The sequence below is a fragment of the Hymenobacter latericoloratus genome (assembly GCF_014199535.1).
GTDB classification, from domain to species: Bacteria; Bacteroidota; Bacteroidia; order Cytophagales; family Hymenobacteraceae; genus Hymenobacter; species Hymenobacter latericoloratus.
The window spans coordinates 978287-1002183 of sequence record NZ_JACHNV010000001.1 but is presented as its reverse complement, the minus strand read 5'-3'; the positions used below and the strand labels follow the sequence as shown (position 1 = coordinate 1002183).

22 protein-coding genes are annotated in these 23897 nt (G+C 58.0%); 13 read left to right on the top strand and 9 right to left on the bottom strand.

Features of this window, described 5'->3' with window-relative positions; genetic code table 11:
• Nucleotides 1-80: 80 nt before the first annotated feature.
• The 6 genes from GGU46_RS22285 to GGU46_RS04395 all read right to left on the bottom strand — a co-directional run bounded on the left by GGU46_RS22285 (nucleotide 81) and on the right by GGU46_RS04395 (nucleotide 4772).
• Entirely contained in the window at nucleotides 81-212 is a 132-nt protein-coding gene (locus GGU46_RS22285; RefSeq protein ID WP_262890920.1) for a hypothetical protein, read from the bottom strand.
• Nucleotides 213-234: 22 nt separating this feature from the next.
• Complete coding sequence (locus GGU46_RS04415) at nucleotides 235-600, bottom strand: zeta toxin family protein (RefSeq protein WP_183402319.1); 366 nt, start codon at nucleotides 598-600, stop codon at nucleotides 235-237.
• A 6-nt stretch (nucleotides 601-606) separates the two neighbouring features.
• Nucleotides 607-1101, bottom strand: a complete 495-nt coding sequence (locus GGU46_RS04410) for a hypothetical protein (RefSeq protein WP_183402318.1) — start codon at nucleotides 1099-1101, stop codon at nucleotides 607-609.
• Nucleotides 1101-2729, bottom strand: coding sequence for an acyl-CoA carboxylase subunit beta (locus GGU46_RS04405; RefSeq protein ID WP_183402317.1), 1629 nt, complete (start codon nucleotides 2727-2729; stop codon nucleotides 1101-1103). Before GGU46_RS04405 ends, GGU46_RS04410 begins: the two co-directional genes overlap by 1 nt.
• Nucleotides 2730-2865: 136 nt before the next feature.
• Complete coding sequence (locus GGU46_RS04400; RefSeq protein ID WP_183402316.1) at nucleotides 2866-3891, bottom strand: MlaD family protein; 1026 nt, start codon at nucleotides 3889-3891, stop codon at nucleotides 2866-2868.
• A 65-nt stretch (nucleotides 3892-3956) separates the two neighbouring features.
• Nucleotides 3957-4772 (bottom strand): N-acetylmuramoyl-L-alanine amidase family protein, encoded by an 816-nt coding sequence (locus tag GGU46_RS04395; RefSeq protein WP_183402315.1) that lies wholly within the window; start codon nucleotides 4770-4772, stop codon nucleotides 3957-3959.
• A gap of 99 nt (nucleotides 4773-4871) precedes the next feature.
• Between GGU46_RS04395 and GGU46_RS04390 the strand changes: the two genes are divergently transcribed.
• The 8 genes from GGU46_RS04390 (at nucleotide 4872) to rplS (ending at nucleotide 13226) form a co-directional block, all read left to right on the top strand.
• The gene (locus GGU46_RS04390) at nucleotides 4872-7751 is read left to right on the top strand and encodes a putative LPS assembly protein LptD (RefSeq protein ID WP_183402314.1); all 2880 of its coding nucleotides are present in this window, start codon (nucleotides 4872-4874) and stop codon (nucleotides 7749-7751) included.
• 143 nt (nucleotides 7752-7894) lie between these two features.
• The gene (panB, locus tag GGU46_RS04385; protein WP_183402313.1) at nucleotides 7895-8710 is read left to right on the top strand and encodes a 3-methyl-2-oxobutanoate hydroxymethyltransferase; all 816 of its coding nucleotides are present in this window, start codon (nucleotides 7895-7897) and stop codon (nucleotides 8708-8710) included.
• A gap of 129 nt (nucleotides 8711-8839) precedes the next feature.
• The gene (locus tag GGU46_RS04380; RefSeq protein ID WP_183402312.1) at nucleotides 8840-9547 is read left to right on the top strand and encodes an RluA family pseudouridine synthase; all 708 of its coding nucleotides are present in this window, start codon (nucleotides 8840-8842) and stop codon (nucleotides 9545-9547) included.
• A 235-nt stretch (nucleotides 9548-9782) separates the two neighbouring features.
• Complete coding sequence (locus tag GGU46_RS04375) at nucleotides 9783-10538, top strand: acyl-CoA desaturase (RefSeq protein WP_183402311.1); 756 nt, start codon at nucleotides 9783-9785, stop codon at nucleotides 10536-10538.
• Between the two features lie 190 nt (nucleotides 10539-10728).
• On the top strand, nucleotides 10729-11274 hold the full coding sequence (locus tag GGU46_RS04370; RefSeq protein WP_183402310.1) for a 30S ribosomal protein S16: 546 nt from the start codon (nucleotides 10729-10731) through the stop codon (nucleotides 11272-11274).
• Nucleotides 11275-11389: 115 nt separating this feature from the next.
• On the top strand, nucleotides 11390-11971 hold the full coding sequence (gene rimM, locus GGU46_RS04365; RefSeq protein WP_183402309.1) for a ribosome maturation factor RimM: 582 nt from the start codon (nucleotides 11390-11392) through the stop codon (nucleotides 11969-11971).
• 12 nt (nucleotides 11972-11983) lie between these two features.
• Complete coding sequence (gene trmD / locus GGU46_RS04360; protein WP_183402308.1) at nucleotides 11984-12661, top strand: tRNA (guanosine(37)-N1)-methyltransferase TrmD; 678 nt, start codon at nucleotides 11984-11986, stop codon at nucleotides 12659-12661.
• Nucleotides 12662-12842: 181 nt separating this feature from the next.
• Entirely contained in the window at nucleotides 12843-13226 is a 384-nt protein-coding gene (gene rplS, locus GGU46_RS04355; RefSeq protein WP_183402307.1) for a 50S ribosomal protein L19, read from the top strand.
• A 111-nt stretch (nucleotides 13227-13337) separates the two neighbouring features.
• Here the strand turns inward: rplS and GGU46_RS04350 are convergent, their stop codons facing one another.
• Complete coding sequence (locus GGU46_RS04350; protein WP_183402306.1) at nucleotides 13338-13763, bottom strand: hypothetical protein; 426 nt, start codon at nucleotides 13761-13763, stop codon at nucleotides 13338-13340.
• A 138-nt stretch (nucleotides 13764-13901) separates the two neighbouring features.
• Here GGU46_RS04350 and GGU46_RS04345 point away from each other — a divergent pair, with 138 nt between their 5' ends.
• Both GGU46_RS04345 and GGU46_RS04340 read left to right on the top strand, forming a co-directional pair.
• Complete coding sequence (locus GGU46_RS04345; protein WP_183402305.1) at nucleotides 13902-16874, top strand: M1 family metallopeptidase; 2973 nt, start codon at nucleotides 13902-13904, stop codon at nucleotides 16872-16874.
• Nucleotides 16875-16921: 47 nt separating this feature from the next.
• Complete coding sequence (locus GGU46_RS04340; RefSeq protein ID WP_183402304.1) at nucleotides 16922-17506, top strand: inorganic diphosphatase; 585 nt, start codon at nucleotides 16922-16924, stop codon at nucleotides 17504-17506.
• An 86-nt stretch (nucleotides 17507-17592) separates the two neighbouring features.
• Here the strand turns inward: GGU46_RS04340 and GGU46_RS04335 are convergent, their stop codons facing one another.
• A complete protein-coding gene (locus GGU46_RS04335; RefSeq protein ID WP_139925908.1) occupies nucleotides 17593-18303 on the bottom strand; it encodes a DNA repair ATPase in 711 nt (236 codons plus the stop codon).
• Between the two features lie 282 nt (nucleotides 18304-18585).
• Between GGU46_RS04335 and GGU46_RS04330 the strand changes: the two genes are divergently transcribed.
• The 3 genes from GGU46_RS04330 to GGU46_RS04320 all read left to right on the top strand — a co-directional run bounded on the left by GGU46_RS04330 (nucleotide 18586) and on the right by GGU46_RS04320 (nucleotide 20667).
• Nucleotides 18586-18993, top strand: coding sequence for a 6-pyruvoyl trahydropterin synthase family protein (locus tag GGU46_RS04330; protein ID WP_183402303.1), 408 nt, complete (start codon nucleotides 18586-18588; stop codon nucleotides 18991-18993).
• Nucleotides 18986-19672: a GTP cyclohydrolase I FolE gene (gene folE, locus GGU46_RS04325; protein ID WP_183402302.1), complete on the top strand. Its 687-nt coding sequence runs from the start codon at nucleotides 18986-18988 to the stop codon at nucleotides 19670-19672. Before GGU46_RS04330 ends, folE begins: the two co-directional genes overlap by 8 nt.
• 83 nt (nucleotides 19673-19755) lie before the next feature.
• Nucleotides 19756-20667 (top strand): TIGR01777 family oxidoreductase, encoded by a 912-nt coding sequence (locus GGU46_RS04320; protein WP_183402301.1) that lies wholly within the window; start codon nucleotides 19756-19758, stop codon nucleotides 20665-20667.
• 290 nt (nucleotides 20668-20957) lie between these two features.
• On the opposite strand, the gene GGU46_RS04315 is transcribed toward GGU46_RS04320, so the two are convergent.
• Nucleotides 20958-23345: a transglycosylase domain-containing protein gene (locus GGU46_RS04315; protein ID WP_215906252.1), complete on the bottom strand. Its 2388-nt coding sequence runs from the start codon at nucleotides 23343-23345 to the stop codon at nucleotides 20958-20960.
• Between the last annotated feature and the right edge of the window lie 552 nt (nucleotides 23346-23897).

Sequence of the window (23897 nt, the reverse complement as noted above, 5' to 3'; positions counted from 1 at the left end):
GGCCGGTGCCTATGAAACGCAAAAGGCCCGCCGCACCGGGTGGTGCAGGCGGGCCGTTGCTGGTTCAACTCAGTATCCGGTTACGCGGCCTTCTGATCAGCAGCAGTCAACTCATCGGGTGATACTTCCACTACCCGCCCGTCGCGCACGATTACTACAGGCGTCTGCTTGTAGCGCTTGAAGGCCAGCATGTTTTCGTATGCAATATGCAATGCAGCTTGCAGTTGCTCACTGCTATAAAGCACTTCTTCCGGTTTGTTCATGAGTAGCGGCGGCTTCCGGGGTACTAAGCCAGAAGAAGAACAGATGCACCGAATACCCCAGTGTCTGGGCTTTGCGGATAAAAGACAGGTAGTGCCAGGTAGCCAGCGTGGTTTCCAGCGCAAACGTTTCGCTGGCCGCCAAGAGTTGCTGCAGCCGCGTCAGCATCAGCCGCCCGGCTTGTACGCTCACGGTTTCGGGCTGAAACGGCGAGAGGCCCCGCGCAATTTCATCGGCATTCACGAACTCCCGGCACTCCAGCAGACCCGGCAGCAGAGCGTAGGCGGCCGTAGTTTTGCCCGCGCCATTGCAGCCGGCCAGGAGGTAGAGAGCTTTCACCTGATTCTACTCTGCTATAGGGTTTCGTAAGATTTGTCCGCCTGGAAATGCCTTTAGAAACTCATCCCCTTGGCTTTCATCTCGAAACTTTACCCAAGTGATGTGACTGTCCCAGCACACAATTTCTATTTCAGACGCAGTCAATTGAAACGACTCCGGCTCAGTCCACAGTTCTCGGTTGCCATCAGCATAAGGAACTTCATCTTTGGACAAATCCGGTAAGTTGCCCGAAATGCCACAGAAAACACCCCATACCACCTGTATGTTCTTATCAACAAAAGTGTCATAAAGCGTTTTGCCGGACACTACAGTGTAGGAGTAATAATGCTCCATTTGTGCCTCCCAAGCAGCAACCGTCGGTACAAACTCTTTTAAATGCCAGCACTGCAGATTGGAAACAACCCAATTCAACTCTTCAACCGGTTGGCGAATCGTTGGCAGCAACCTATCTAAGTCCGTTTGCCACCGAAACTGAGGTGGATCCTCCAGCAGAATAGTCATCACACCTGAATCACGCCCACGTTGTATGCCTTCTCAATGGGCGCGTGATTGGCCATGCTGATGCCTTGGGAAATGACTTTGCGGGTTTCCAGCGGGTCAATGATGGCATCGACCCAGAGGCGGGCGGCGGCGTAGTAGGGCGAGAGTTGCTCGTCGTAGCGGGCCTTGATGTGGTCGAACATCTCCTTCTTGGCCTCGTCGGTGAGCTTCTCGCCTTTGGCTTCGGCGGCGGCTACCTGAATCTGCAGCAGAGTGTTGGCGGCGGCGGCTCCGCTCATTACGGCCAGTTGGGCCGTGGGCCAGGCCACAATCAGGCGGGGGTCGTAGGCTTTGCCGCACATGGCGTAGTTGCCAGCCCCGTAGGAGTTGCCCACAATTACCGAGAACTTGGGCACCACGGAGTTACTCATGGCATTCACCATCTTGGCCCCGTCCTTGATAATGCCGCCGTGCTCCGACTGGCTACCCACCATAAAGCCCGACACGTCGTGCAGAAACACCAACGGAATGCGCTTCTGGTTGCAGTTCATGATGAAGCGCGCGGCTTTGTCGGCGGAGTCGGAGTAGATAACGCCGCCCATCTGCATGGCACCCTTCTTGGTTTTCACGATTTTGCGCTGGTTGGCCACAATGCCCACGGCCCAGCCATCTATGCGCGCCAGGCCGCAAATCAGGCTCTGGCCGTAAAGGTCCTTGTAGGGCTCAAACTCCGAGTCATCCACCAGACGCCGGATGATGTCCATCATATCGTAGGGCTTCACCCGGTCGGCGGGCAGCAGACCGTAGATTTCCTGGGGGTTCTCCTTAGGCGGTGCGGGGGCTTTGCGCGAGAAACCAGCCGTAGCGTGGCCGCCCAGCTTGTCGAAGATGTTGCGGATGTGGTCGAGGCATTCCTCGTCATTGGCAAACTTGTAGTCCGTCACGCCCGAAATTTCGGAGTGGGTAGTGGCCCCGCCCAGGGTTTCGTTGTCGATGGTTTCGCCGATGGCTGATTTCACCAGGTAGGAACCGGCCAGAAACACTGAGCCGGTGCCGTCCACAATCATGGCCTCATCACTCATAATGGGCAAATACGCCCCGCCGGCCACGCAGGGCCCCATAATGGCGGCCAGCTGCACGATGCCCATGCTGCTCATGACGGCGTTGTTGCGGAAGATGCGGCCGAAGTGCTCTTTATCCGGGAAAATTTCGTCCTGCATAGGCAGGTACACCCCCGCGGAGTCCACCAGGTAAATAATGGGCAGCTTGTTTTCAATGCTGATTTCCTGGGCCCGCAGGTTTTTCTTGGCCGTAATCGGGAACCAGGCTCCGGCCTTCACGGTGGCGTCGTTGGCGACGACCACGCACTGCCTACCCTGCACCCAGCCGATAACCACTACCACGCCGCCCGAGGGGCAGCCGCCTTCTTCCTTGTACATACCCTCGCCCGCAAACGCCCCGATTTCCACGGTTTCTGCGCCTTTGTCGAGCAGGTACTCGATTCGTTCCCGGGCCGTGAGCTTGCCCTTGGCTTTGTGGGCGGCAATGCGCTTCTCACCGCCGCCCAGGGCCACGCGCTGCAGGCGCTGCTGCAGTTGAAAGTTGAGTTGCTTAATGCTGTCTTCGTTTTTGTTGAACTCGAGGTCCATTGGGGTGGGATAAAAAGTGGGTGGGATGGGTGGGTAAGAGCAAAAAATCCGCCCTGGGTGGGGCGGATTTCAAAGGTAAAAGGATTTGCCGGTGTGGTCCTACCATGCTTGCTGCCAGTTGCACGCCCTCACGGCGCTAGTTAGCGGCGGGCGTCACAACCGCGCCGGTGGCGGGCACTACGGTTTTGGTTTCCTTTTCTACCTCGCCGTTAGGCTTGGTGGTCGTTTCGGTTTTCTGCTTGGCCTTGCCGCCCCCGAACACCGAAAAGTGCACGTAATTTTTGGGGTTAGCCTTCAAATCCTGCAGCAGGGCGTTGGAGCTTGCGGCCGTAGCATTGAGGTTGTTGTAGAGAGTAGAATCGCGCAGGAGCTTACCCAGGGAGCCCTGCTGGTCGCTGAGGGAGCGGTTCAGGGTAGTCATCGTGCCCTGGGCTTCCGTCATGGTGGCGTTGAGCTTGCGCATGGCCGGACCCACGGGTGCATTCTTCAGCGAGTCGCTGAGGGTAGAGAAGTTGGCCGCAATCCGGTCGAACTTGGCGCTGGTCTTGTTCAGGTCGGCCGTGAGGCGGGCCATGTTGGAGGTAATCTGGTTGATATTGCGCTGGTTCATCAGCAGCAGATTTTTCAGGGCCTCGGTGCTGCCCTGGGCGTTTTGCAGGGTAGCCTGCAGGCTTACTTTGGCATCCTTGTTCAGAAAGCCGTTCACCTTAATCAAGGTAGAGTCAACGGTGCCCAGCACGGGCAGGGCTTTGGCCTGAAACGCATCGGTAATGCTGGCCACAGTGTACGATTTCAGCTCCTCGCCCCCATCATACACCTTCGTGTTCTTGCCCAGAAACAGGGTAATGGTTTTGGAGCCCAGCAGCGAGCCGCTCAGGCTGGCCACGGTGGAGTCGCCGACGGTAACGCCTTTCTGCAGCTCCACGGCTACTTTCACGCGGTTGCCTTCCTCCGGCACCAGGGTCATTTCCTTGACCTGGCCTACCTTAATACCGTTAAGGATAACAGGGTTGCCCACGTTCAGGCCGTCCACGTTGTCGTACTTGGCGTAGTACGTGCGGTCCGTGGAGAGAATATTACTACCCTTCAGGAAGTTAAACCCTACAATCAGCAGGGCCACGGCCACAATGCCCAGCAGGGCCACTTTGATTTCTTTCGACACGGGGTCAGCAGTTGGGTGAAGAGGGAGTCGGGAGCAGCGGACCGGGGGGCACCGGCCAGGCAAGGCTATTCACCGGTGGTAGCTTCCAGCTCATTTTTATAGTCACGGAAGGCCCGGTAGATACCCGAGGCCATATACGACTGCCCGGCTTTATCGTTTAGGTATTGCTCTTCCTGGCGGTTAGTCAGAAAACCCGACTCAATCAGCACCGAAGGCATGGTGGATTTCCAGAGCACCAGAAAGCCGGCCTGCTTCACGCCCCGCGAGGGCCGCCCCACGGTGGTCCGGAACTGCCGGTCCACCTTTTGGGCAAACCGCAGGCTGTTAACCATGTGGGCGCTCTGGTAGAGTGAAAACAGGATGTGGCTCTGGGGCGAGGTGGGGTCGAAGCCGCTGTAGCGCTCTTGGTAGTTTTCTTCCTGCAGAATTACCGCGTTTTCGCGCTTGGCTACCGAGAGGTTGGCGTCCGTTTTGTGCGGTCCCATGGTCCAGACCTCCGTCCCGATGGCCGCCGGGGCGCTGGCGTTGCAGTGGACCGAGATGAACAGGTCGGCGTTATGCTTGTTGGCGATGCCCGCGCGGTCGGCCAACTCCACGAACACGTCGGTTTTGCGGGTGTACACCACTTTCACCTCGGGCATGTTTTCCTCAATCTGCCGGCCCAGCTCCAGAATAATTTTCAGGGCCACATCGGCCTCGCGAGCCTTCACGCCGACGCAGCCCCGGTCTTTGCCGCCGTGGCCGGCATCCAGCACCACCGTCCGCAGCCGATACTTATAGGGAGCCGCCCCGCCGGGCGCCGTAGCCCGCGGAGTAGAAGAGGAAGTAGAGCCGGCGAGAAATAGCAGGGCCGCCGTGCCCAGAGCGACAATATTCCGCACGGAGTTCGTTAGTTGGGGCAGCGACCCGCTACCTTTGCAAACCGCCACAAAATAAACGATAAAAACTACGTGGCCCCACTCGCGCCTGTGTTCAATTCTATGTGGAGTGCGCTTTCCCCGCTGCCGCGGCTACCACTACTGCTCTTTCTGTTCCTGAGCTTGGGCCTGCTGCACTCCGGGCAGGCGCAGCAACGGCCCCGCACGACGAACGTGCCCGAAGACGTGCGGCCCGCGCCCCGCATCCTGAACGCCCCTCAGCCCGCGGCCCCCGTGCGCGATACTGCGGCGGTTGTTCAGGGCACTCCCGACTCCTTGAACGTGGCGGCCGGGGGGCGCAAAGGCGCCGTGGAAACCACCGTTAAGTACACGGCCCAAGATTCCATCCGGTTTGAGGTGCAGAACAAGCGCGCCATCCTGTACGACAAAGCCAACGTGGACTACGGGACCATGAACCTGAAGGCCGCGCTGATTACCGTTGACTACAGCAAAAACCTGGTTACGGCCGAAGGCACCAAGGACTCCACCGGCCGGGTGCAGGACCGCCCCCTGTTCAAGCAGGGTGCCGAATCTTACCAGGCCGGCCGCATCGATTACAACATCAAAACCAAGCGGGGCCGCATTACCGACGTGGTTACCCAGCAGGGTGAGGGCTTTATTCACGCTGAAACCCTCAAAAAGAATGCGCTGGGGGAAGCCTTCGGCCGCAACGCGGTATATACCACCTGCAACCTGGAGCACCCGCACTTCTACATCAACGCCAGCAAAATGAAGCTGGTCCCGGGCCCGAAGCAAAAGGTAGTAACCGGTCCTTTCAATCTGGTTATCGGCGATATTCCGACGCCGCTGGGCTTTTTGTTTGGCTATTTTCCCAGCCCCAAAAGCAACAAAAGGGCTTCGGGGCTGATCATTCCTACCTTCGGGCAGGCCGCTGACCGGGGCTTTTTTCTGCGCAACGGCGGCTACTACTGGGCTGCTAACGAGCACATTGGCGTGCGCCTCACCGGCGACATCTACTCCGGCAACGCCGACCGGTTCGGGGGCTGGCGGGGCACGGCCGAAATGCAGTACATCACGCGCTACCGCTTTAGTGGGCTGTTCTCCTTCAATTACAGCGAGCAGCCGACTGAGCGCCTGCTGGGCAGCACCGACGTCAATACCAACCCGGCCTACAACATTCCGCGCTCCTCGCGCAACTTCGCCCTGGCCTGGAACCACACCCCCGTGCCGCGCCCCAACGGCGGCCGCTTCTCGGCCAACGTGAACGTGAGCAGCAACAACTACTACCGCCAGAACTCCTACAACCAGCGCCTCTACCTCACGCCCGCGTTCCAGTCCAACATCAGCTACTCCAAGCAGCTGCGCAACGCGCCCATCAACTACAGCGTCAACCTGAGCCAGAACCAAAACACCCAGGCCGGCACCATGGACTTCATTCTGCCCGACGTATCGGCGCAGCTGGCGCGCCAGTACGTGTACGAGCTATTGGGTCTGGAGTCGCGGGGTAAAATTTACGAGCAGCTGGCTTTTTCCTACACCGTCCGCTACAACAACACGCTGTCCAACTCGCTGCCGGCCCGCCAGATCAACGGGGGAGCCATTCCGCTGCTGGGCGGCTCCAACGAAACCACCGTGCTGCCCGTGCGGTTTTCCAACCTCAACAAGCTGCTGCGCAACTCCCAGACTGGCATGCAGCACGATTTTGGCATTACGCTGGGCAGCTTCAACCTACTGAAGTATTTCAACTTCAACCCGGGGATAACCTACGGCGAAACCTGGTACTTCAAGGAGCTGAACTACCAGTTTGTGCGGGAAGCCCAGGCCGTGCGCATCGACACCATTCGCGGCTTCAACCGCCTGTATAACTTCTCGGCCAATGCCAACCTGGGCACCAATTTCTACGGTACCATTGTGCGCAAGGGCACGCGCAAGATTCAGGCCCTGCGCCACAAAGTAACGCCCCTGCTTACGTTCAGCTACTCGCCGGCCCCGCCTTCCCCGCTCGACAGAAACAACCGGAACCAGCCGTATCAGTTAGTGCAGCTGGGAGACTTGCGCGACCCATCTACCGGCCAGCTCTACTCCGAATCCGCGCTGTACCGCGACAACCAGGGCGGGCTGCTGCTGCCTCGCTTTACCAACTCGCTGTTTGCGGCCCGCACCACCCGCGACGTGCGGCTGCTGACTTTTTCCTTGCAAAACCAGGTAGAAATGAAGGTGCGCAACTCCAACGATACCACCGGCACTACCCCCTTCAACAAAGTAAGCCTCATTGATGGGCTGGACTTCAGCACGGCCTACGATTTTGCCGCTCCCAGCTTTAAGCTCCAGGACTTACAAAGTGGCTTCCGCACGCAGATAGCCCGGAAGTTGAGCGTCAATATAAACGCCCGCTTCAGCTTCTATCAGCGCGACTCATTGGGTATGCTGAAGGACAAGTACTTGTGGCAGCAGGACAAAATCCGGTTGGCCCGCCTGATGGACGCTTCCACTACCATTACCTACCAGTTCAACCCCGCCCAGGGCAACCGCAAGTCCACCATTCGGCGCGACGTAGCCCCCGTCAACGACCCTTCCCTGGGCTCCCCTACCCGCATCGACCCCTACGAGGACTACGTGGACTTCAGCATTCCCTGGGATTTGAACACCAACCTGACCATATCCTACCGCGACCCGGGGCCGCTGCCGTCCCGGCTGAACCGTCCTCGCCTTAACCCCTATTCGGGAGCTTCTCTGAACCTGAACGGCTCCGTAAAGCTCACCGAAACCCTGCGCTTCGGCTTCAGCACCAACTACGATTTTGTGAACAAGACGCCGGCCTTTACCAACCTCGATATCACCAAGGACCTGCACTGCTGGCAGATCACCGGCAACTGGCGCCCGTTTGGCCCTACCCGGGGCTACTTCGTCAATATCGCCGCGAAATCAACCTTACTTCAGGATCTGAAGCTGAGCCGCAACAAAACCTTCCTGAATTTCTAAGCAGGAGTTTGGGGCCTGGCGGGGTAGTAGGCTTTGGGCAGAATGGGCGGGTGGCCCTCTTTCTAAAAAAATCCGCAGTTTTGGCTTCCGGTTAGGCCACCGGCTTTCCGCACGATATCCAAGACTCTAAGACCCCCAAGCCCATGTCCCAGCACAAAGAAGTCAAACTCGTGACCACGCACCAACTGCTGGCCATGAAGCAACGCGGCGAGAAAATTTCCATGCTCACTGCCTACGACTTCTCCATGGCCCAGATTCTGGACGGTGCCGGGGTAGATGTGCTGCTGGTCGGCGACTCGGCCTCCAACGTGATGGCCGGCCACGAAACTACCCTACCCATCACCCTTGATCAGATGATCTACCACGCCCAGAGTGTGGTGCGGGCCGTAAAGCGGGCCTTTGTGGTGGTAGATATGCCCTTTGGCTCCTACCAGGGCAACTCGTCGGAAGCCCTGCGCTCGGCCATCCGGATTATGAAGGAATCGGGGGCCCACGGCATCAAGCTGGAAGGCGGGGCCGAAATCAAGGACAGCATCACCCGCATTCTGACGGCTGGCATTCCCGTGATGGGTCACCTGGGCCTTACTCCGCAAAGTATTTATAAATTTGGCACCTACACGGTGCGGGCCAAAGAAGAGGCGGAGGCGCAGAAGCTGATTGAAGACGCGCTGCTGCTGGAAGAAATTGGGTGTTTTGCCTTGGTGTTGGAAAAAATACCTTCCTCTTTGGCCAAGCAGGTAGCCGAGAAGCTTACCATTCCGGTTATTGGCATCGGAGCAGGACCCGAGGTGGACGGCCAGGTGCTGGTAGTGCACGATATGCTGGGCATCACCAAGGAGTTCAAGCCCCGCTTCCTGCGCCGGTATGCCGACCTCGGCAATGTGATGCACGACGCGGTGCAGCGCTACATTCAGGATGTAAAGTCGCGCGACTTCCCTACCCAGGACGAAGCGTATTAATTTTAAGTAGTACTGAATAATTAATAGTTAATAATTAGAATTGCTTTTGCCCACTTTGCCGCGTTTGTACGCCTTCAAAGCGCTTTTACAATTCTTAATTGCTAATTATTAATTGGTAATTTTTCCAGAGTGAATCGTCCGAATTTGTGGTCGGAGCAGAAGGAAATTCTGTTCGAAGACAACCACTTGCTCATCATCAATAAGCCCGCGGGCCTGCTCGTGCAGGGCGATGCCACCGGCGACGAGCCCCTCTCCGCTAAGGCCGAGGAATACCTGCGCTTCAAGTACAAGAAGCCCGGCGCCGCTTTCGTGGGCGTGGCTCACCGCCTCGACCGGCCCGTGAGCGGCGTGGTAGCGCTGGCCAAAACCAGCAAGGCCCTGAGCCGCCTGAACGAAATGTTCCGCGACAACAAGGTGCACAAAACGTATTGGGCCCTGACCGGTAAGTGCCCGGAGCCCACTACCGGCCACCTGACGCACTGGCTGGTAAAAGATCCCATCCGCAACACCACCAAAGCCTACCCGGAGCGTCACAGCCAGGGCCTGAAATCGGAGCTGGATTACCAGGTGCTGGGCCAGGCAGGCTCCCGTTGGCTGCTGCAGGTTAATCCTATTACCGGCCGCCCCCACCAGATTCGGGTGCAGCTTAGCTCCGGTCTGGGTACGCCCATTGTGGGAGATGTGAAGTACGGGTTCCTGGCGCCCCTGCCCGATGTGAGCATTGCCCTGCACGCCCGGCAGCTGGAGTTTCAGCACCCCGTTACCAAGGAGGAAATGTGCTTCCGGGCCCCGCTGCCTGAGGTAGCCCACTGGCAAGCCGCTGAGGCCTATTACTAAAAGCGTTTCAGCCCGATAAAGGGGGTAGCAGATGACGAAGATCATAGGTCGTTATCTGCTACCCCCTCACCTTTGCTGAACCTGAACAACATTTTGGCCTTTTGAAAAGGCGAATTGCACTCTGGGTAGGGGTGGCCGTAGTTTTGTAAAACCACGGCTGAACTAATACCCCGCTTTTCCGCTTTGCGCGTTGGGGCTTCGGCCACCACTGGATTCGACCTCTAACTTTTTGCCCATGGCGATACTCTTCTTTTTCGTAGCGCACTACTACCTGTCGCTCTTTACGCAGACGTTCTATCTGCACCGGTACGCGGCTCACAAGATGTTCACGATGAATAAATTCTGGGAGCGGTTCTTCTTCCTGTTCACGTACATCTGCCAGGGTTCCTCGTTTCTTTCGCCCCGGGCCTACGCGCTGCTGCACCGCATGCACCACGCCTACTCCGATACGGAACTGGACCCTCACTCCCCATTGTACTCTTCTAATGCTTTCACGATGATGTGGAAGACCAAGAACATCTACAATGATGTGCTGAACAACCGCTACGAACTGGCTCAGCGTTTCGAAGGTGACTACCCCGAGTGGCGGGCCGTAGAGAACCTCGGCGACAAGTGGTATTCCCGCATCGGTTGGGGCGCGCTGTATGTGCTGTTCTATGTGCAGTTCGCTACGGCCTGGTGGCAGTTCCTGCTGCTGCCCATCCACTTCCTGATGGGTCCTATCCACGGAGCCATCGTGAACTGGGGCGGCCACAAATACGGCTACCAGAACTTCGATAACCACGACCACTCCAAGAACACGCTTCCCTTCGACTTCCTGGCCTTCGGGGAGCTGTTCCAGAACAACCACCACAAGCTGCCCATGCGCGTCAACTTCGGCGTGAAGAAGTGGGAGCTTGACCCCACTTACATGTTTATCTGGAGTTTGGATAAGATAGGGGTAGTGAAGGTCAAGCGCAAGTGGCAGCAACCCGTACACATGGCTGCGTAAGCAACTGACACCACTCTTGAAAAGGCTGTTTCCCACCGGAAGCAGCCTTTTTTCATGCCGTTTAGCTTACCAGTCGCGCCGAGGCACAGATTGAATCCGGGTAATGCTTTTAATCCGCGAAATCTATGATTACCTTTGCACCTCATTTTCAACCAGACGCACGGGATGCGTCGCTTAACCAAACCGGTTTATGGCAGTTAAAATCCGCCTCGCCCGTCGCGGCCGCAAAAAGGCCGCTCAGTTCGACATCGTTGTTGCTGACTCCCGCTCGCCCCGCGACGGCCGCTTCATCGAGAAAATCGGTACCTACAACCCCCAGACCAACCCCGCTACCATCAACTTCGATGGTGACAAGGCGTTCGACTGGATCATGAAAGGTGCCCAGCCCACCGATACCGTGCGTGCTATGCTCTCTTACCGTGGTGTGCTCTACCGCAAGCACCTGCAGCTGGGCGTAATCAAAGGCGCCATCTCGCAGGAAACTGCCGATGAGCGCTACACCGCCTGGAAAGAGCAGAAGGACGCTAAAATCGAAGGCAAGCGCACCAACCTGGGCAACGCCAAGGAAGAAGCTCGTCAGCAGCGTCTGGCCGCTGAAACCAAGGTAAAAGAAGCCCGCACCGAAGCGCAGCGTGCCAAGCAAGCCGCTCTGGAGGCTGCTAACGCTCCTGCCGCCGAAGGCGAAACGACCGACGCGGAAGCTTCGGCCGAAACCACTGAGGAAGCCGGCGCCTAATTTCAGGCTCACGTAAGGAGGTGATGAGGCAATAAGGACGATAGACGGTCTAACCGCCTTTTCCTTATTCCGCCTCATCACCTTCGCACGTTTTCTCTTCTCCCCTTTCCTCGCCATGACTCTTGATGACTGCTACGAGCTGGGTTTGGTAGTAAAGCCCCACGGCCTGAAAGGCTTTGTGGTTGCTGCCTTCGACGTGGATAACCTCGATGATTACCGCAAGCTAAAATCGGTGTGGGTGGAGTTGCCCACCACGCCCGGTAAGCTCACGGAATACACCGTTGAGAAGTTCCAGCCCCAAAGCACAGAGCGTGCCCTCGTGAAGTTCAAAGGCTTGGACCGCATTGAAGAGGCCGAACCCCTGCGTAACGCCAAGCTTTGGCGCCCGCTAACCGAGCTGCCCGCTCTGCCCGACGACCAGTTCTACTTCCACGACGTCATTGGCTACCTGGTAGTAGATGAGCAGTTGGGCGAGTTGGGCACCGTAGAAACCTTCTACGAGTTGCCCCAGCAGGATGTACTGGCCATGCGCTACAAAGGGCAGGAAATCCTGATTCCGGTGGTGGATGAGCTGATTCTGCACGCCGACCAGCCGGCGCGGAAGCTCCACGTGAATCTGCCGGAAGGCCTGCTTGACGTGTACCTGACCCCGGCCTCGCGGGAGCGGGACGAGCCCGACGAATTCGTGGAGCCTTAGCCGGTCGTTGCTATGCGGATTGACATCGTCACGTGCCAGCCGGATTTGCTGGTCAGCCCTTTTGCGCACTCCATCGTGAAGCGCGCCCAGGACAAAGGACTGGCCGAAATTCATCTGCACGACCTGCGCCGCTACGCCATTAACAAACACGGTCAGATTGATGACTACGTGTTTGGAGGTGGAGCCGGCATGGTACTGCGCGTCGAGCCGATTGCAGCCTGCTTTGATGAGCTACTGGCGCAGCGCTCCTACGCGGCGGTAATCTACATGACCCCCGACGGCGAAACCCTGCGTCAGCCCCTGGTAAACCGGCTTTCTTTGGCTGGCAACCTGCTCATTCTCTGCGGCCACTACAAGGGCGTGGATGAACGAATCCGGCAGGCGTACATCACCCACGAAATCAGCGTTGGTGATTTCGTGCTGAGCGGCGGGGAACTCGGGGCTGCCATACTGGTGGATGCCGTGGTACGGTTGCTGCCGGGCGTACTGGGCAATGAAGAATCGGCGCTAAGCGACTCTTTCCAAGATAACTTACTGGCGCCGCCGGTTTACACCCGCCCTGCCGAATGGCGTGGCTTGCCGGTACCGGAAATTCTGCTTTCGGGCAACACCCCGAAAATTGACCTCTGGCGACACGAGCAAGCGCTGGCCCGCACTGAACAGCGCCGGCCAGATTTATTACAAGAGTAAGCCTACACTATTGTGAAGAACGGATTTGCCCCGCCGCACCTGTAAGTAACGCAGGCAGAACGTTGAACTCACAATTTCATCGGCTCACCATTTCACAATTCCAAAATAGAGGGCTATATTTGCGCCTCTTTACCTGAAACCCTTCAGGGCGGCGCGGCCGTCCTTCACAGTTTTTCCAGCCATGAGCGTACTACTCGATTTTATCCAGCAGGAATCCCAGGAGCGCCGCGCCAGCTTCCCCGACTTTGCCGCCGGTGACACCATCAATGTCCACGTGAAAATTCGTGAGGGCAACAAGGAGCGCGTGCAGCAGTTCCAGGGCGTAGTTATCCAGCGCAAGAACACCAACTCGAACGGTGAAACCTTCACGGTTCGTAAGATTTCAAACCAAATTGGCACTGAGCGTATCTTCCCGCTGCTGTCGCCCAACATCGAGAAAATCGAGATGGTGCGTCGTGGTAAGGTTCGTCGTGCCCGTCTGTTCTACCTGCGTGGCCTGTCGGGCAAAGCAGCTCGCATCAAAGAGAAGCGCAACACCAACGTGGTGGCCAAAGCTACTGCGTAAGCAACCCGGCATATGCAAAAGCAACAGGCCGGCCCTCCGCAAGGAGAGCCGGCCTGTTGCTTTTGTACAAGGCAAGAGCGAAACAGCGCGCGCTGCCTGGGCTGGTAGTTGCTATGAATTCTGGGCGGAGTTTTGCTGCAAGTCCTGCTCCGGGCTCGACTGGCCGCCGCTGCTTACCTGCCGGGCGGCGGCGCTGAGCGCCTCGCCTAAATTAGTAATGCGCTGCGCAGTGTTGGGGTTATCGGCGAAGTTTGCTGCTTTGCTGGTATTGGCTCCGAGGCGGCTGAGCAGTTGGCTTACCAAGCTCTTATCAATAGTACCCCCGCCAAAGTGCGCTTTCAACGCCTGCATATCCACTACAATCTGGTGCAGCTCGGGGTTGTTGGTGTCCTTCAGGTCCTCGATCCAACGCTGGAAGTGGTTATCAAGACCAGCGCGGGTAGCTTCTTCCTGCAGGTTACCCGTCAGGATATTCACGGCGCCATCGAGGTGGTTCTGGTGCTGGGTGTCGTCTTTGGGCTGCTTGTGGAAAGACATAGGTAGTCGGGTTAGGCCGCTGCCGGGCAGCGGTATGGTTATGAATATCCGTGCAAACGCACCCACCAGCCAAAGGTTGTAACGCATGTTCCGGGCCGAAGACCTACTTTCGTTCCGGTATCCTCCCCTCCTCTCCGCATGAAAAAGTTTTTCAGCCTGTCTGGTCTGGTACTTCTATCCTACGTCGGCTACGCGCAAGCGCCGGCTCCGGGTTGGCAGCAACAGGTAGAGTACTCCATTGACGTAGCCTTGGACGACCAGCAGCATATGCTCAACGGCCGTGAGGAAATTATTTACACGAATAACTCGCCCGATGCCCTGCCCTACCTTTGGTTTCACCTCTGGCCTAATGCGTACCGCAACAACGAAACGGCCTTTGCCCGGCAGCAGCTTCGCAACGGTAGCCGTAAGTTTCAGTTTGCAACCCAGCAACAGCGCGGCTTTATAGATGGGCTGGACTTTCGGGTGAACGGGCAGCCCGCCCAGCTGGTGCCTGAGGCAAGCAGCCCCGATATGGCCCGCCTGGTTTTGCCCCAGCCCCTGGCACCCGGCGCCAGCATCACCATTACTACTCCCTTCCGGGTTAAAATTCCCGATTCCTTTTCCCGCTTCGGGCACGTTAACCAGAGCTACCAGATTACGCAGTGGTACCCCAAGCCTGCCGTATACGATCAGAAGGGCTGGCACCCCATGCCTTACCTGGATCAGGGCGAGTTCTACTCGGAGTTTGGCTCATTCGACGTTCGCATTACCCTGCCAGCCAACTACGTGGTAGGGGCTACGGGGGTATTGCAGAACCCCGACGAGCAACACCGCCTCGACCAGTTGGCCGCGGCTACGGCTGCCAAGAAAACCCAAAAGGATTTCGGCAACGACCTGTCGTTTCCGGCTTCGGCTGCCGAAACTAAAACGCTACGCTACGTTCAGGACCGGGTACATGACTTTGCCTGGTTTGCCGACAAACGCTTTAACGTGCTTAAAAGCGGCGTTACCCTACCCTCCGGCAAGCCAGTAACCTCGTGGGTTCTGTTTACCAACAAAGACGCCGAAAAGTGGGTGCAGGGCCTGCAGGATGTGAACAAGGCCCTAACCTACTACTCGCAGTGGGTGGGCGAGTATCCGTACGCCTCCGCAACGGCCGTGGACGGCGCCCTGAGTGCCGGCTCAGGCATGGAGTACCCAATGGTAACCGTAACGCAACCCGCGGCCATTGTGCACGAGGTAGGCCACAATTGGTTTTACGGCATCCTGGCCTCCAATGAGCGGGAATTTCCGTGGCTGGATGAAGGCGTGAACTCCTACGTGGAAAACCGCGTGGCCGAGTTGGATAACCCAGTGGCCGGGCAGTTGGAGTTTCTGGTGAAGTCGCCGGGCCTGGCCACGAAGCTGGGACTGGATGGCCTGCCGGCGGCGGCACTTAACCAGGTTCCCTACCAGGCCGTAGCCGCCCGGGGCCTCGATCAGGCCGTGAGCGGCGTTGCTTCGCCCGATTACGGTAAGCTCAACTATGGCATTATCGTGTACAGCAAAACGGCGTCTTTGCTGAAATATCTGGCGGGTTATCTGGGTCAGGAAAAGTTTGATGCTGCCCTGCGCACGTACTATCAGCGCTGGCAGTTTCGCCACCCCTATCCCGCCGATATGCAGGCCGTGTTTGAGGAAGTGAGCGGACAGAAGCTGGATTGGTTTTTCCGCGACATGCTTGCAACCCAGAACCGCTACGAGGCGGCCGTGTCTGATTTGCTGGTGCAACCGGATGCCGTGAAGGTGCTGGTGCGCAACGATTCGCCGGCTCCGTTTGCGGTACCCGTTGCGACCCTCGATGCCCAGGGCAAGGTGTTGGAAATGCAATGGACGCCCGTATTTGGTGGCACCAAGGATGACGAACAGGACGAAACCCAGCTGAACTTTCGGCGGGCCGGTGTGGCCAGCGTGGTAGTGGACCCGGCCTACCTGACGCCCCAACTAAACCGCCGCGACGATCAGCTGCGGATTAGCGGTGCCCTGCGCACCTGGGAACCCCTGCAGCTGAAGCCCTTGGCCAGTGTGGAGCGCTGGGACCGGAACTTCATCAACTGGCTGCCGGTAGTAGGCGCTAACACTTCCGATAAATTTATGTTGGGAGCCGCCTTTTACAATAATATCCTGGCGCCCAAGCGGTTGAACTATCTGGCTATGCCCATGTACAGCTTCAACCGCCGGGAACTGAACGGCATTGGCAGCATTAGCCTGAATGTGCTACCCCGCACGGTAGCCCGGCAGTTACTGACGGGTATCTTGGTTCAGCGCTTTGAGCGTTACCGCAAGGTAGAACCCAGCCTTACGCTGATGCTGCCCCATTCGGCCTTTGGTGGGCCTCAGCACTTGCTGCGCTTTGCCAATACCGCCGTCCGGGACCAGGACCTGAGACAAACCAGCAGCTTCCAGACCCTGGAGTATTGGGTGCGCCACGGTAATGCCCTCCAGAACTGGTCGGGCCACCTGGAGTTCAACTACCTAACCCCGGATTTATCGGTTGATAACCCGAGCCGGGAAGCCGCCCTGCTCCGGGCTACGGCCACTTATGGTCGTTACTACAGCGCTAAAAAGCAGATTCGGGCCCGTTTGTTTGGCGGCTACTTCCTGAAGTCATCGGCTGATAATCCATTTTATGTGGGCTTGAGCGGTAGCCCGGACTATCGTCGTCAGACGGCTTTCCTTGACCGGCAACAGATTTCGGATACCTTCACGGCCCAGATACACCAGACGGATGACCGGGACGGGGCCTTCAAGGCCTACCTGCCTGTGGGCAGTCAGCGCTGGCTCAGTACCCTGGGCCTGGAAGCCGATTTGCCGGTGACCAGCCTGGCCCTGTTCGCCGATTTCGGCGCTGTTAGCCGCTCCCGCCAGATCCGCCCCGGCGACCAGGGTGCCCAAACCCTGTACTACGATGCCGGCTTGGTGCTGCCTTTGGCCAAGAACATCCTGCGGGTATATTTGCCCGTGGTCGGCTCCCAGTACACCAACGGTTTACCCGGCAGCCGCAAGGATTTCACGGACCGCATCCGGTTTGTACTGCATATAGAACAGCTGAACCCGTTCCGGCTGCTCGACGAACAGCTGGCCCAGTAGAGGCGAATCATAAAACTTCCGCTATGCACTGGCGTTGGATTTTACTGATGACCTTAGCCAGCACAGGTGCGCCTGGGCTCAGCGGCTGCCGCACCGATTACACTGACCTGCCTACTTATTCGGCCGAGCGCAAGCTGGTACAAGTGGTGGTAGAAATGCCGGCCGGTACCAACCAGGAGGTGCGCTACAATACCAGCGCCCAAGAGTTTCAGCCGGTGCAGCAGGCAGGCGTCGGGCAGACGATTGAATTTCTGCCAGTGCCTGGCAACCTGGGCTTTGTACCCGGCACGCAGGTTTCAGACTCTCCGGCTTCAGTCGCCAAGCCGGTACCCGCCCTGGTTTTGGCCGAAACCCAGCCGGCGGGCACTGTGCTGGAAGTGGTACCACTGGCCTTGTTGCTACTGGATAGCAATGGCTCTCTGGAACCGGTAGTAGTAGCCATACCCGCGCGGCCGGCCCAGCGCATCCTACCCGATGCTACCGATTGGGCTACGCTTAACCGCCGCTACCCCGGTGTGCGGCAGTCACTGAGTTTGTGGTTTCAGCACCGGGGCCGCCCCGGCGCAACCCGCATTGCGGGCTGGAAAGATGAGAAAGCCGCCGAGCAGTATATCCGCCGGTGGCTGCGGTAACCACCAGATGCTACGCAAACAAAAAGCCCCGCCTGATTCAGGCGGGGCTTTTTGTTCTCTATACGCGGAGGATAGCAGTAAGCAGACTACTCAATTTTGTTCATGCGCTCCTTCACGGCTTCCAGGGCTACGCGCATGTTCACAATGTCGGCGCGGGCAGCTTCCTGCTCTTTCAGGTTCATGTCCACCTGGTTGTTGTACTGCTGCAGTTCAGCGGCGTTCTGGGCCAGCTGCTGCTGAATTTCAATTTTGCGAGCCTTGTTCTTCTCGATGTCCTTCTTGATGGCATCGGCCTTGGCAATTACGGCCATGTGGTTGTTCTGCGACGACACCAGCGCCTTCTCGGCTTCGGCCACCTGTACGGCCAAGTCTTCGCGGTACAGCTTCCGGGCGAAATCCTTGAGGTAGCCCTCGGCGGCCTTCCACTGCACCGGAGTAGCTTCTTTGCCCAGGTAAGCGTTGCCCAGGTCAATCGACCACCAGATGGTGGTGCCCGTCGGCACAGCATCTACTTTGCTGATTACGCGCACCGGCGTTTTGGATACGGATTCGATTACGACCCCGTCCATGGTGTACACGCCTTTGTCAGCTTTTACTTTGCTGCCGAACTGCTCGTCCAGCTGCTTTTTCCAGGATTCTTCTACGCGCTTGCTGTCCAGCTGCACGGAAACACGCTGCCCTTTGCGCGGAATGCCTTTTACGGCCATGTCCGTTTCATCAACAGGCGACTTTTGCGCCAGGCTAGTCACCGACGTTGCCAACATCAGCAGCAGAGAGAAGAGTACGCCTCGTTTCATAGACAATGAAATGGGTTGAGAAAAAATGATTTGCAGGTTTGAAGGTTGGTCAACTCAGTTCCAACTCATCAAATTTAACTAGTGTCCCAGCATCTTACCAGGGAGCAGATTGTTTTTTTTGAAGAAAGCTGTCTTTTGTTGGAAAATTAATATTCATAGTTGCTTATATACCAATAACTGGCATTTCTTCCTGTTGAGCTTATCCGTCTGCCCGAGGGCAACTGCCTGATATTCTCGGATATGGTGTAAACAAAAGCCGCGTGGCCGCGTTTAGTCTCGACTATGCCTATTACCGTCTGCCGCAAGGAACATTTTAACGCCGCTCACCGCCTGCACAATCCGTCCTGGAGCGCTGAGCAGAACCAGGACACGTTTGGCAAGTGCAATAATCTTCACTATCACGGACATAACTACGAGTTGATTGTGCGCCTGACCGGCGAGATTGACCCGGCCACCGGTTATGTATATGATATGAAGCGGCTGAGCGACCTGATCAAACGCGAGATTCTGGATACCTTTGATCACCGGAATCTGAATCTGGACACGGAGGAATTTCGCCACCTGAATCCTACGGCCGAAAATATTGCCGTAGTGATTTGGAACCGGCTGCGCCCCCACGTGGAAGAGCACCTGACCATGTCGGTCACGCTGTACGAGACCGAACGCAATTTTGTAGAATACCATGGATAACACCGCTGCTGCGGCTGCTGCCGCGGACGGCGCCGCGAACCGTCCCGCCGTTGATGCCCAACTACCGGCCGACCTGCGCACCCCCCTTCGCTCTGATGCTTTCCAGCTCAGCGACGACGAGAAGATTACAGCTATTTCGGGCCACTTCCGGGAAATCATGCAGATTCTTGGGCTTGACCTGACCGATGACAGCCTGAGCGGCACCCCGAAGCGGGTAGCGAAAATGTACGTGCAGGAGTGGTTCAAGGGCCTCGACCCCAAGCACCGCCCCGACGTGAAGCTGTTCGAGAACCGCTACCAGTACCAGAACATGCTGGTGGAGCGCGACATCACGCTGTTTTCGTGCTGTGAGCACCACTTTGTGCCCATTATCGGGAAGGCCCACGTGGCCTACCTGCCCGGCGAGCATGTAGTGGGCCTGAGCAAGCTGAACCGGGTAGTACAGTACTTTGCCCGCCGCCCCCAGGTGCAGGAGCGCCTGACACGCCAGATTGCCGAAGAGCTCAAAAACACCCTGCGCACCAACGATGTGGCCGTGTTGATTGAGGCCGACCACCTCTGCGTAATGAGCCGTGGCGTGAACGACACGAGCAGCAGCACCCTTACGGCCGAATACGGGGGCGCTTTCGGGCGCGACAACGCCTTGCGGCAGGAATTTCTGCGGCTGCTTGGCAAATAAAAAGCTGTTAGCTTTCCCGTCGTTTTCGCACCTATTACCCCAGGCGCTACCCCACGGGGGCGCTGAGCTACCCGTTCCCACCCATGTCGCGCAAAGTTTTGATTACCGGGGGCACCGGTATGATTGGCACCCGCCTCGCCGAAATGCTTATTGATGCCGGCTACGAAGTGGCCCTGCTGAGTCGCACACCCGGCAACGGGCGCTACCGCAGCTTCCGCTGGGACCCGCTGGCCGGTACCATTGATGAAGCCGCCGTGCCCTACGCCGACTATATTATCAATCTGGCGGGCAGCAGTGTGTCGGATGGGAAGTGGACCCAGGAGCGCAAACGCGAAATCTTGTCGAGCCGCCTGGCGGGTACCCAGCTGATGGCGCGGGAGCTGGCCACGGGCAACCACCACGTGCAAGCCTTCATTTCGGCTTCAGCCATCGGTATTTACGGTGACCAGGACGACCGGATAGTAACGGAGGAAACCCCGCCGGCCCCGGATGATTTTCTGGCCGAGGTATGCCGGCAGTGGGAAGCTGCTGCTCAGAGCGTGGCCGAAGACGGGATTCGGACGGCTATTTTCCGGATTGGCATTGTGCTGAGCCCCGAGGGTGGTGCTCTGGTGCCCTTGGCCCGCACCGTGAAGCTGATGGCCGGCGCCCCCCTGGGCTCGGGCCGGCAGTACATGTCCTGGATTCACCTCGATGACCTGTGCCGGCTCTTTATTCAAGCCATGGAAGAGCCCCAGTGGCAGGGCACCTTCAATGCCGTGGCCCCTACCCCCGTCACGAACAAAGAGTTTACCGAAACCCTGGCGGCCGTGCTGCATCGCCCCCTGGTGCTACCGAAAGTACCCGAGTTCGGGCTGAAGCTGGTGATGGGCGAGATGAGCGAAATTGTGCTGGCCTCTCAGCGGGTAAGTGCCGAGAAGACGCTGCAGCAGGGCTTCCGGTTCGAGTTTCCGACCCTGCGGGAAGCCCTGGAGTCGTTTTACGGAGAACAGTAGGCTGCCCCATGCGCGGGCTGCTGCGCTTGGTGCTCGGAAGCTGGCTGGTGCTTCTGGGGTACCTGAATTGCAGACGCATTTATTGCCTGGAGCAACTCCCTGGAAACAACCCATGCTATGCACACGACGCAGCCGTGGCGCCGCAAGTTTCAGCTGCTTTCCGGGGTAGTAGCCGCCGGGTGCCTGCTCGGACTATGGGGGCTGCATCGGTTTCGCCGCGGCTAAAACAAATAAGGCTCCTTCCTTGCAATGCACCAAGGGAGCCTTGTTGGTTGCAGGTAGCCCGTTTTTTATCCTCCGCCCAGACTATCGGGCAGGGGCACACTGCCGTTATTGAGGTTTTCCAGCAGGTTATCTACCACAATGGTATCCACGGTTTCGGCCTCACGGCGGCGGCGCGGCTCAGCGGTTACACAGACGTACTTCTTCGTGATTTTGACGGTGGGCTGCGGGAAGGGGCCCATGCGGATGTCCAGCTCGGGGTCCTGATACAGCTTCTCCATGTAGGTGCCGAAAATGGGCAGGGCCGTGCGGCCGCCTTCGCCCTGCTGGGAGTTCAGGAAGTGGATGCTGCGGTCCTCACCCCCTACCCATACGCCGGTTACCAGGTCCTTGGTGACGCCCATGTACCAGCCGTCGGAGTAGTTGGAGGTAGTGCCGGTTTTGCCCCCGATCTGGTTGTTTTTCTTCCAGAGCTCGTAGTCCCACAGGGCCTGGGAAGTCCCACCGGGCTCCTCCATGCCGCCGCGCAGCATGTAGGTCATTAGCCAAGCCGTTTCGGCCGGTATCACGCGCTTTTGCTGGGGGTCGAACTGAGCCAGCACGTTGCCGTTCTGGTCCTCAATGCGGGTTACAATCATGGGTTCGGGTCGGAAGCCCTGGTTCACGAAGGTGCTGTAGGCATTCACCATCTCGTACACGCTAACGTCACCGCCCGAACCCAGACCGATGCTGGGTACCGGCAGCAGCTTGCTACGGATGCCTACTTTATTGGCGTATTTGGCTACATTATCCCAACCTACTTTCTCGGTTAGCTGAGCCGTTACGGAGTTTACCGAGCGGGCCATGGCGTAGCGCAGCGTCATGTTCATGCCAGTGTACTCGCGGGTCACGTTGTCGGGCTTCCACTCCATGGGCTGCCCGTTTTCCACGTAGTTAATGGTTACGCGCTCATCCCGGATTCGGTCGCAGGGCGAGTAGCCGTTATCGAGGGCCGTGAGGTACACGAAAGGCTTGAAGGTAGAGCCGGCTTGGCGCTTGCCCTGCTTGACGTGGTCGTACTGGAAGAAGCGGTAGTTGAGGCCACCCACCCAGGCCTTAATCTGGCCCGTGAAAGGGTCCATGGTCATCATGCCCGCCCGCAGGAAGCGCTTGTAGTAGGCCAGCGAATCGAGCGGCGACATCACCAGAGTGGTGTCCCCGTCGCCCTTCCAGGTAAACACCTTCATGGGGCGCTTGCGGTGCAGGGCGGAGTCGAGCAGATCGGGCCGGCCCTTGTACTGCTCGGCCAGCTCCTTGTACTGCTCGGTGCGCTTCATCTGGGTTTCAATGAAGTCGGGAATTTCATTGCCTTCCTCATCTACCCACGGGTTTTTACCACGGTTGCGCCAGAAGTTGTCGAAGGTGCGCTGCAGAGTTTTCATCTTCTTCTGCACGGCTTCTTCGGCGTGGCTCTGCATGCGCGAGTCGATGGTGGTATAGATGCGCAGTCCGTCGCGGTACATGTCGTACCCGCTCTTCTTACACCACTCGTTCACGAACTGGCTCACCGCTCCGCGGAAGTACGTTTCGGGCCCATCGACGTGCTTTTCAACCTGGTATTGAAGCACAATGGGGGTAGCCTGCTCGGCTTTTACCTGGGTTTCCGTCAGCACCCCGGCCTGGCCCATACGGGTCAGTACCAGGTCGCGGCGCTTGCGGGCCGCCACGGGGTGAAACTTGGGGTTGTAGGCCGTGGGGTTATTGAGCATGCCTACCAGCATGGCGGCCTGCTCAATGGTCAGGCTGTCGGGGGAGGTGCTATAGAAGGTTTTGGCCGCTACCTTGATGCCGTAGGCCTGCGAGCCGTACTCTACGGTATTAAAGTACAGGGCCAGAATTTCATCCTTGGTGTAGCGGCGCTCCAGCTCCACGGCCGTCAGCCACTCTTTGGTTTTGCTGATGATGGTTCCTACCAGCGGCAGGTGACCCAGCAGCCCGATATTCTCCTTGCGGCGGGTTTTGTAGAGGTTTTTGGCCAGCTGCTGGGTGATGGTGGAGCCCCCGCCGCCGTTGCCGCCGGTAGCTACCCCCGCCACGGCGCGGGCAATGGCCTTGGGGTCGATGCCGGAGTGGTCCTGGTAGCGCACGTCCTCGGTGGCAACCAAGGCTTTAATCAGCCAGGGCGACATTTTGCTCAGCGGCACCGGGGAGCGGTTTTCGCGGAAGTAGCGCCCAATCAGCACCCCATCGGCGGTGAACACCTGGGAGGGCTGCTCTACCCGCGGGTTTTCCAGCTCCTCCAGGCTCGGCGACTTCCCGAACAGGAACATGAAGTTCATGCTCACCAGAATGGGGTAAAGCAGAAAAATGCCGGCCCCGAGCACAAAAATCCCCCACAGCGTGCGCGAGAGAATGTTAGGCCAGTTCCGGGCGGGACGAGCGGAAGGCTTCTTAGTTGACGAATCAGGAGCGGACATGCAGAGCGCAGTGAGGCGGGCAAAGCCGGCGGGACCGGTTTGGGAGCCGCAAATATACCAGTTACGGGCGGCCTGAAGATGAAAAGGCATCCTTCACCCGCGTCACCCCTGCTACCTGGCTTCTGGCAGCAAACTATCCATCAGCTTAGCGTTCTGTGTTAGCGAAAGATCAACGCCACCATATTCCAGCACATACTTACCACGACTATACAGAATATAAAAGTAGATACTGCGGCTACAAGGTAACATCCCAGGGCCACCAGCCACCACATGCCGCACCACCACCAGCTCCCCACTTTCTGGCTTATGCGCCGGGCGGTAACGGCGGCAAACCAAGGCAGCGTAGCCAGGGCGGTGCACAGTCCGCCCGTGAATACAGGCTCCGCCTTAGGGGTATTCGGCCATACCTCATCTGCCAAAACCAGGTTGAGGACACAGAAGAACCCTACCCCCATTACCCACCACAAAGCCCACGGTACGGCCCGCAGCACAGTGTAGCGGATAAAATAAAGCAGTTGCGCTGGGTAAGAAATCTTGAGAGAAGTGGGTCCG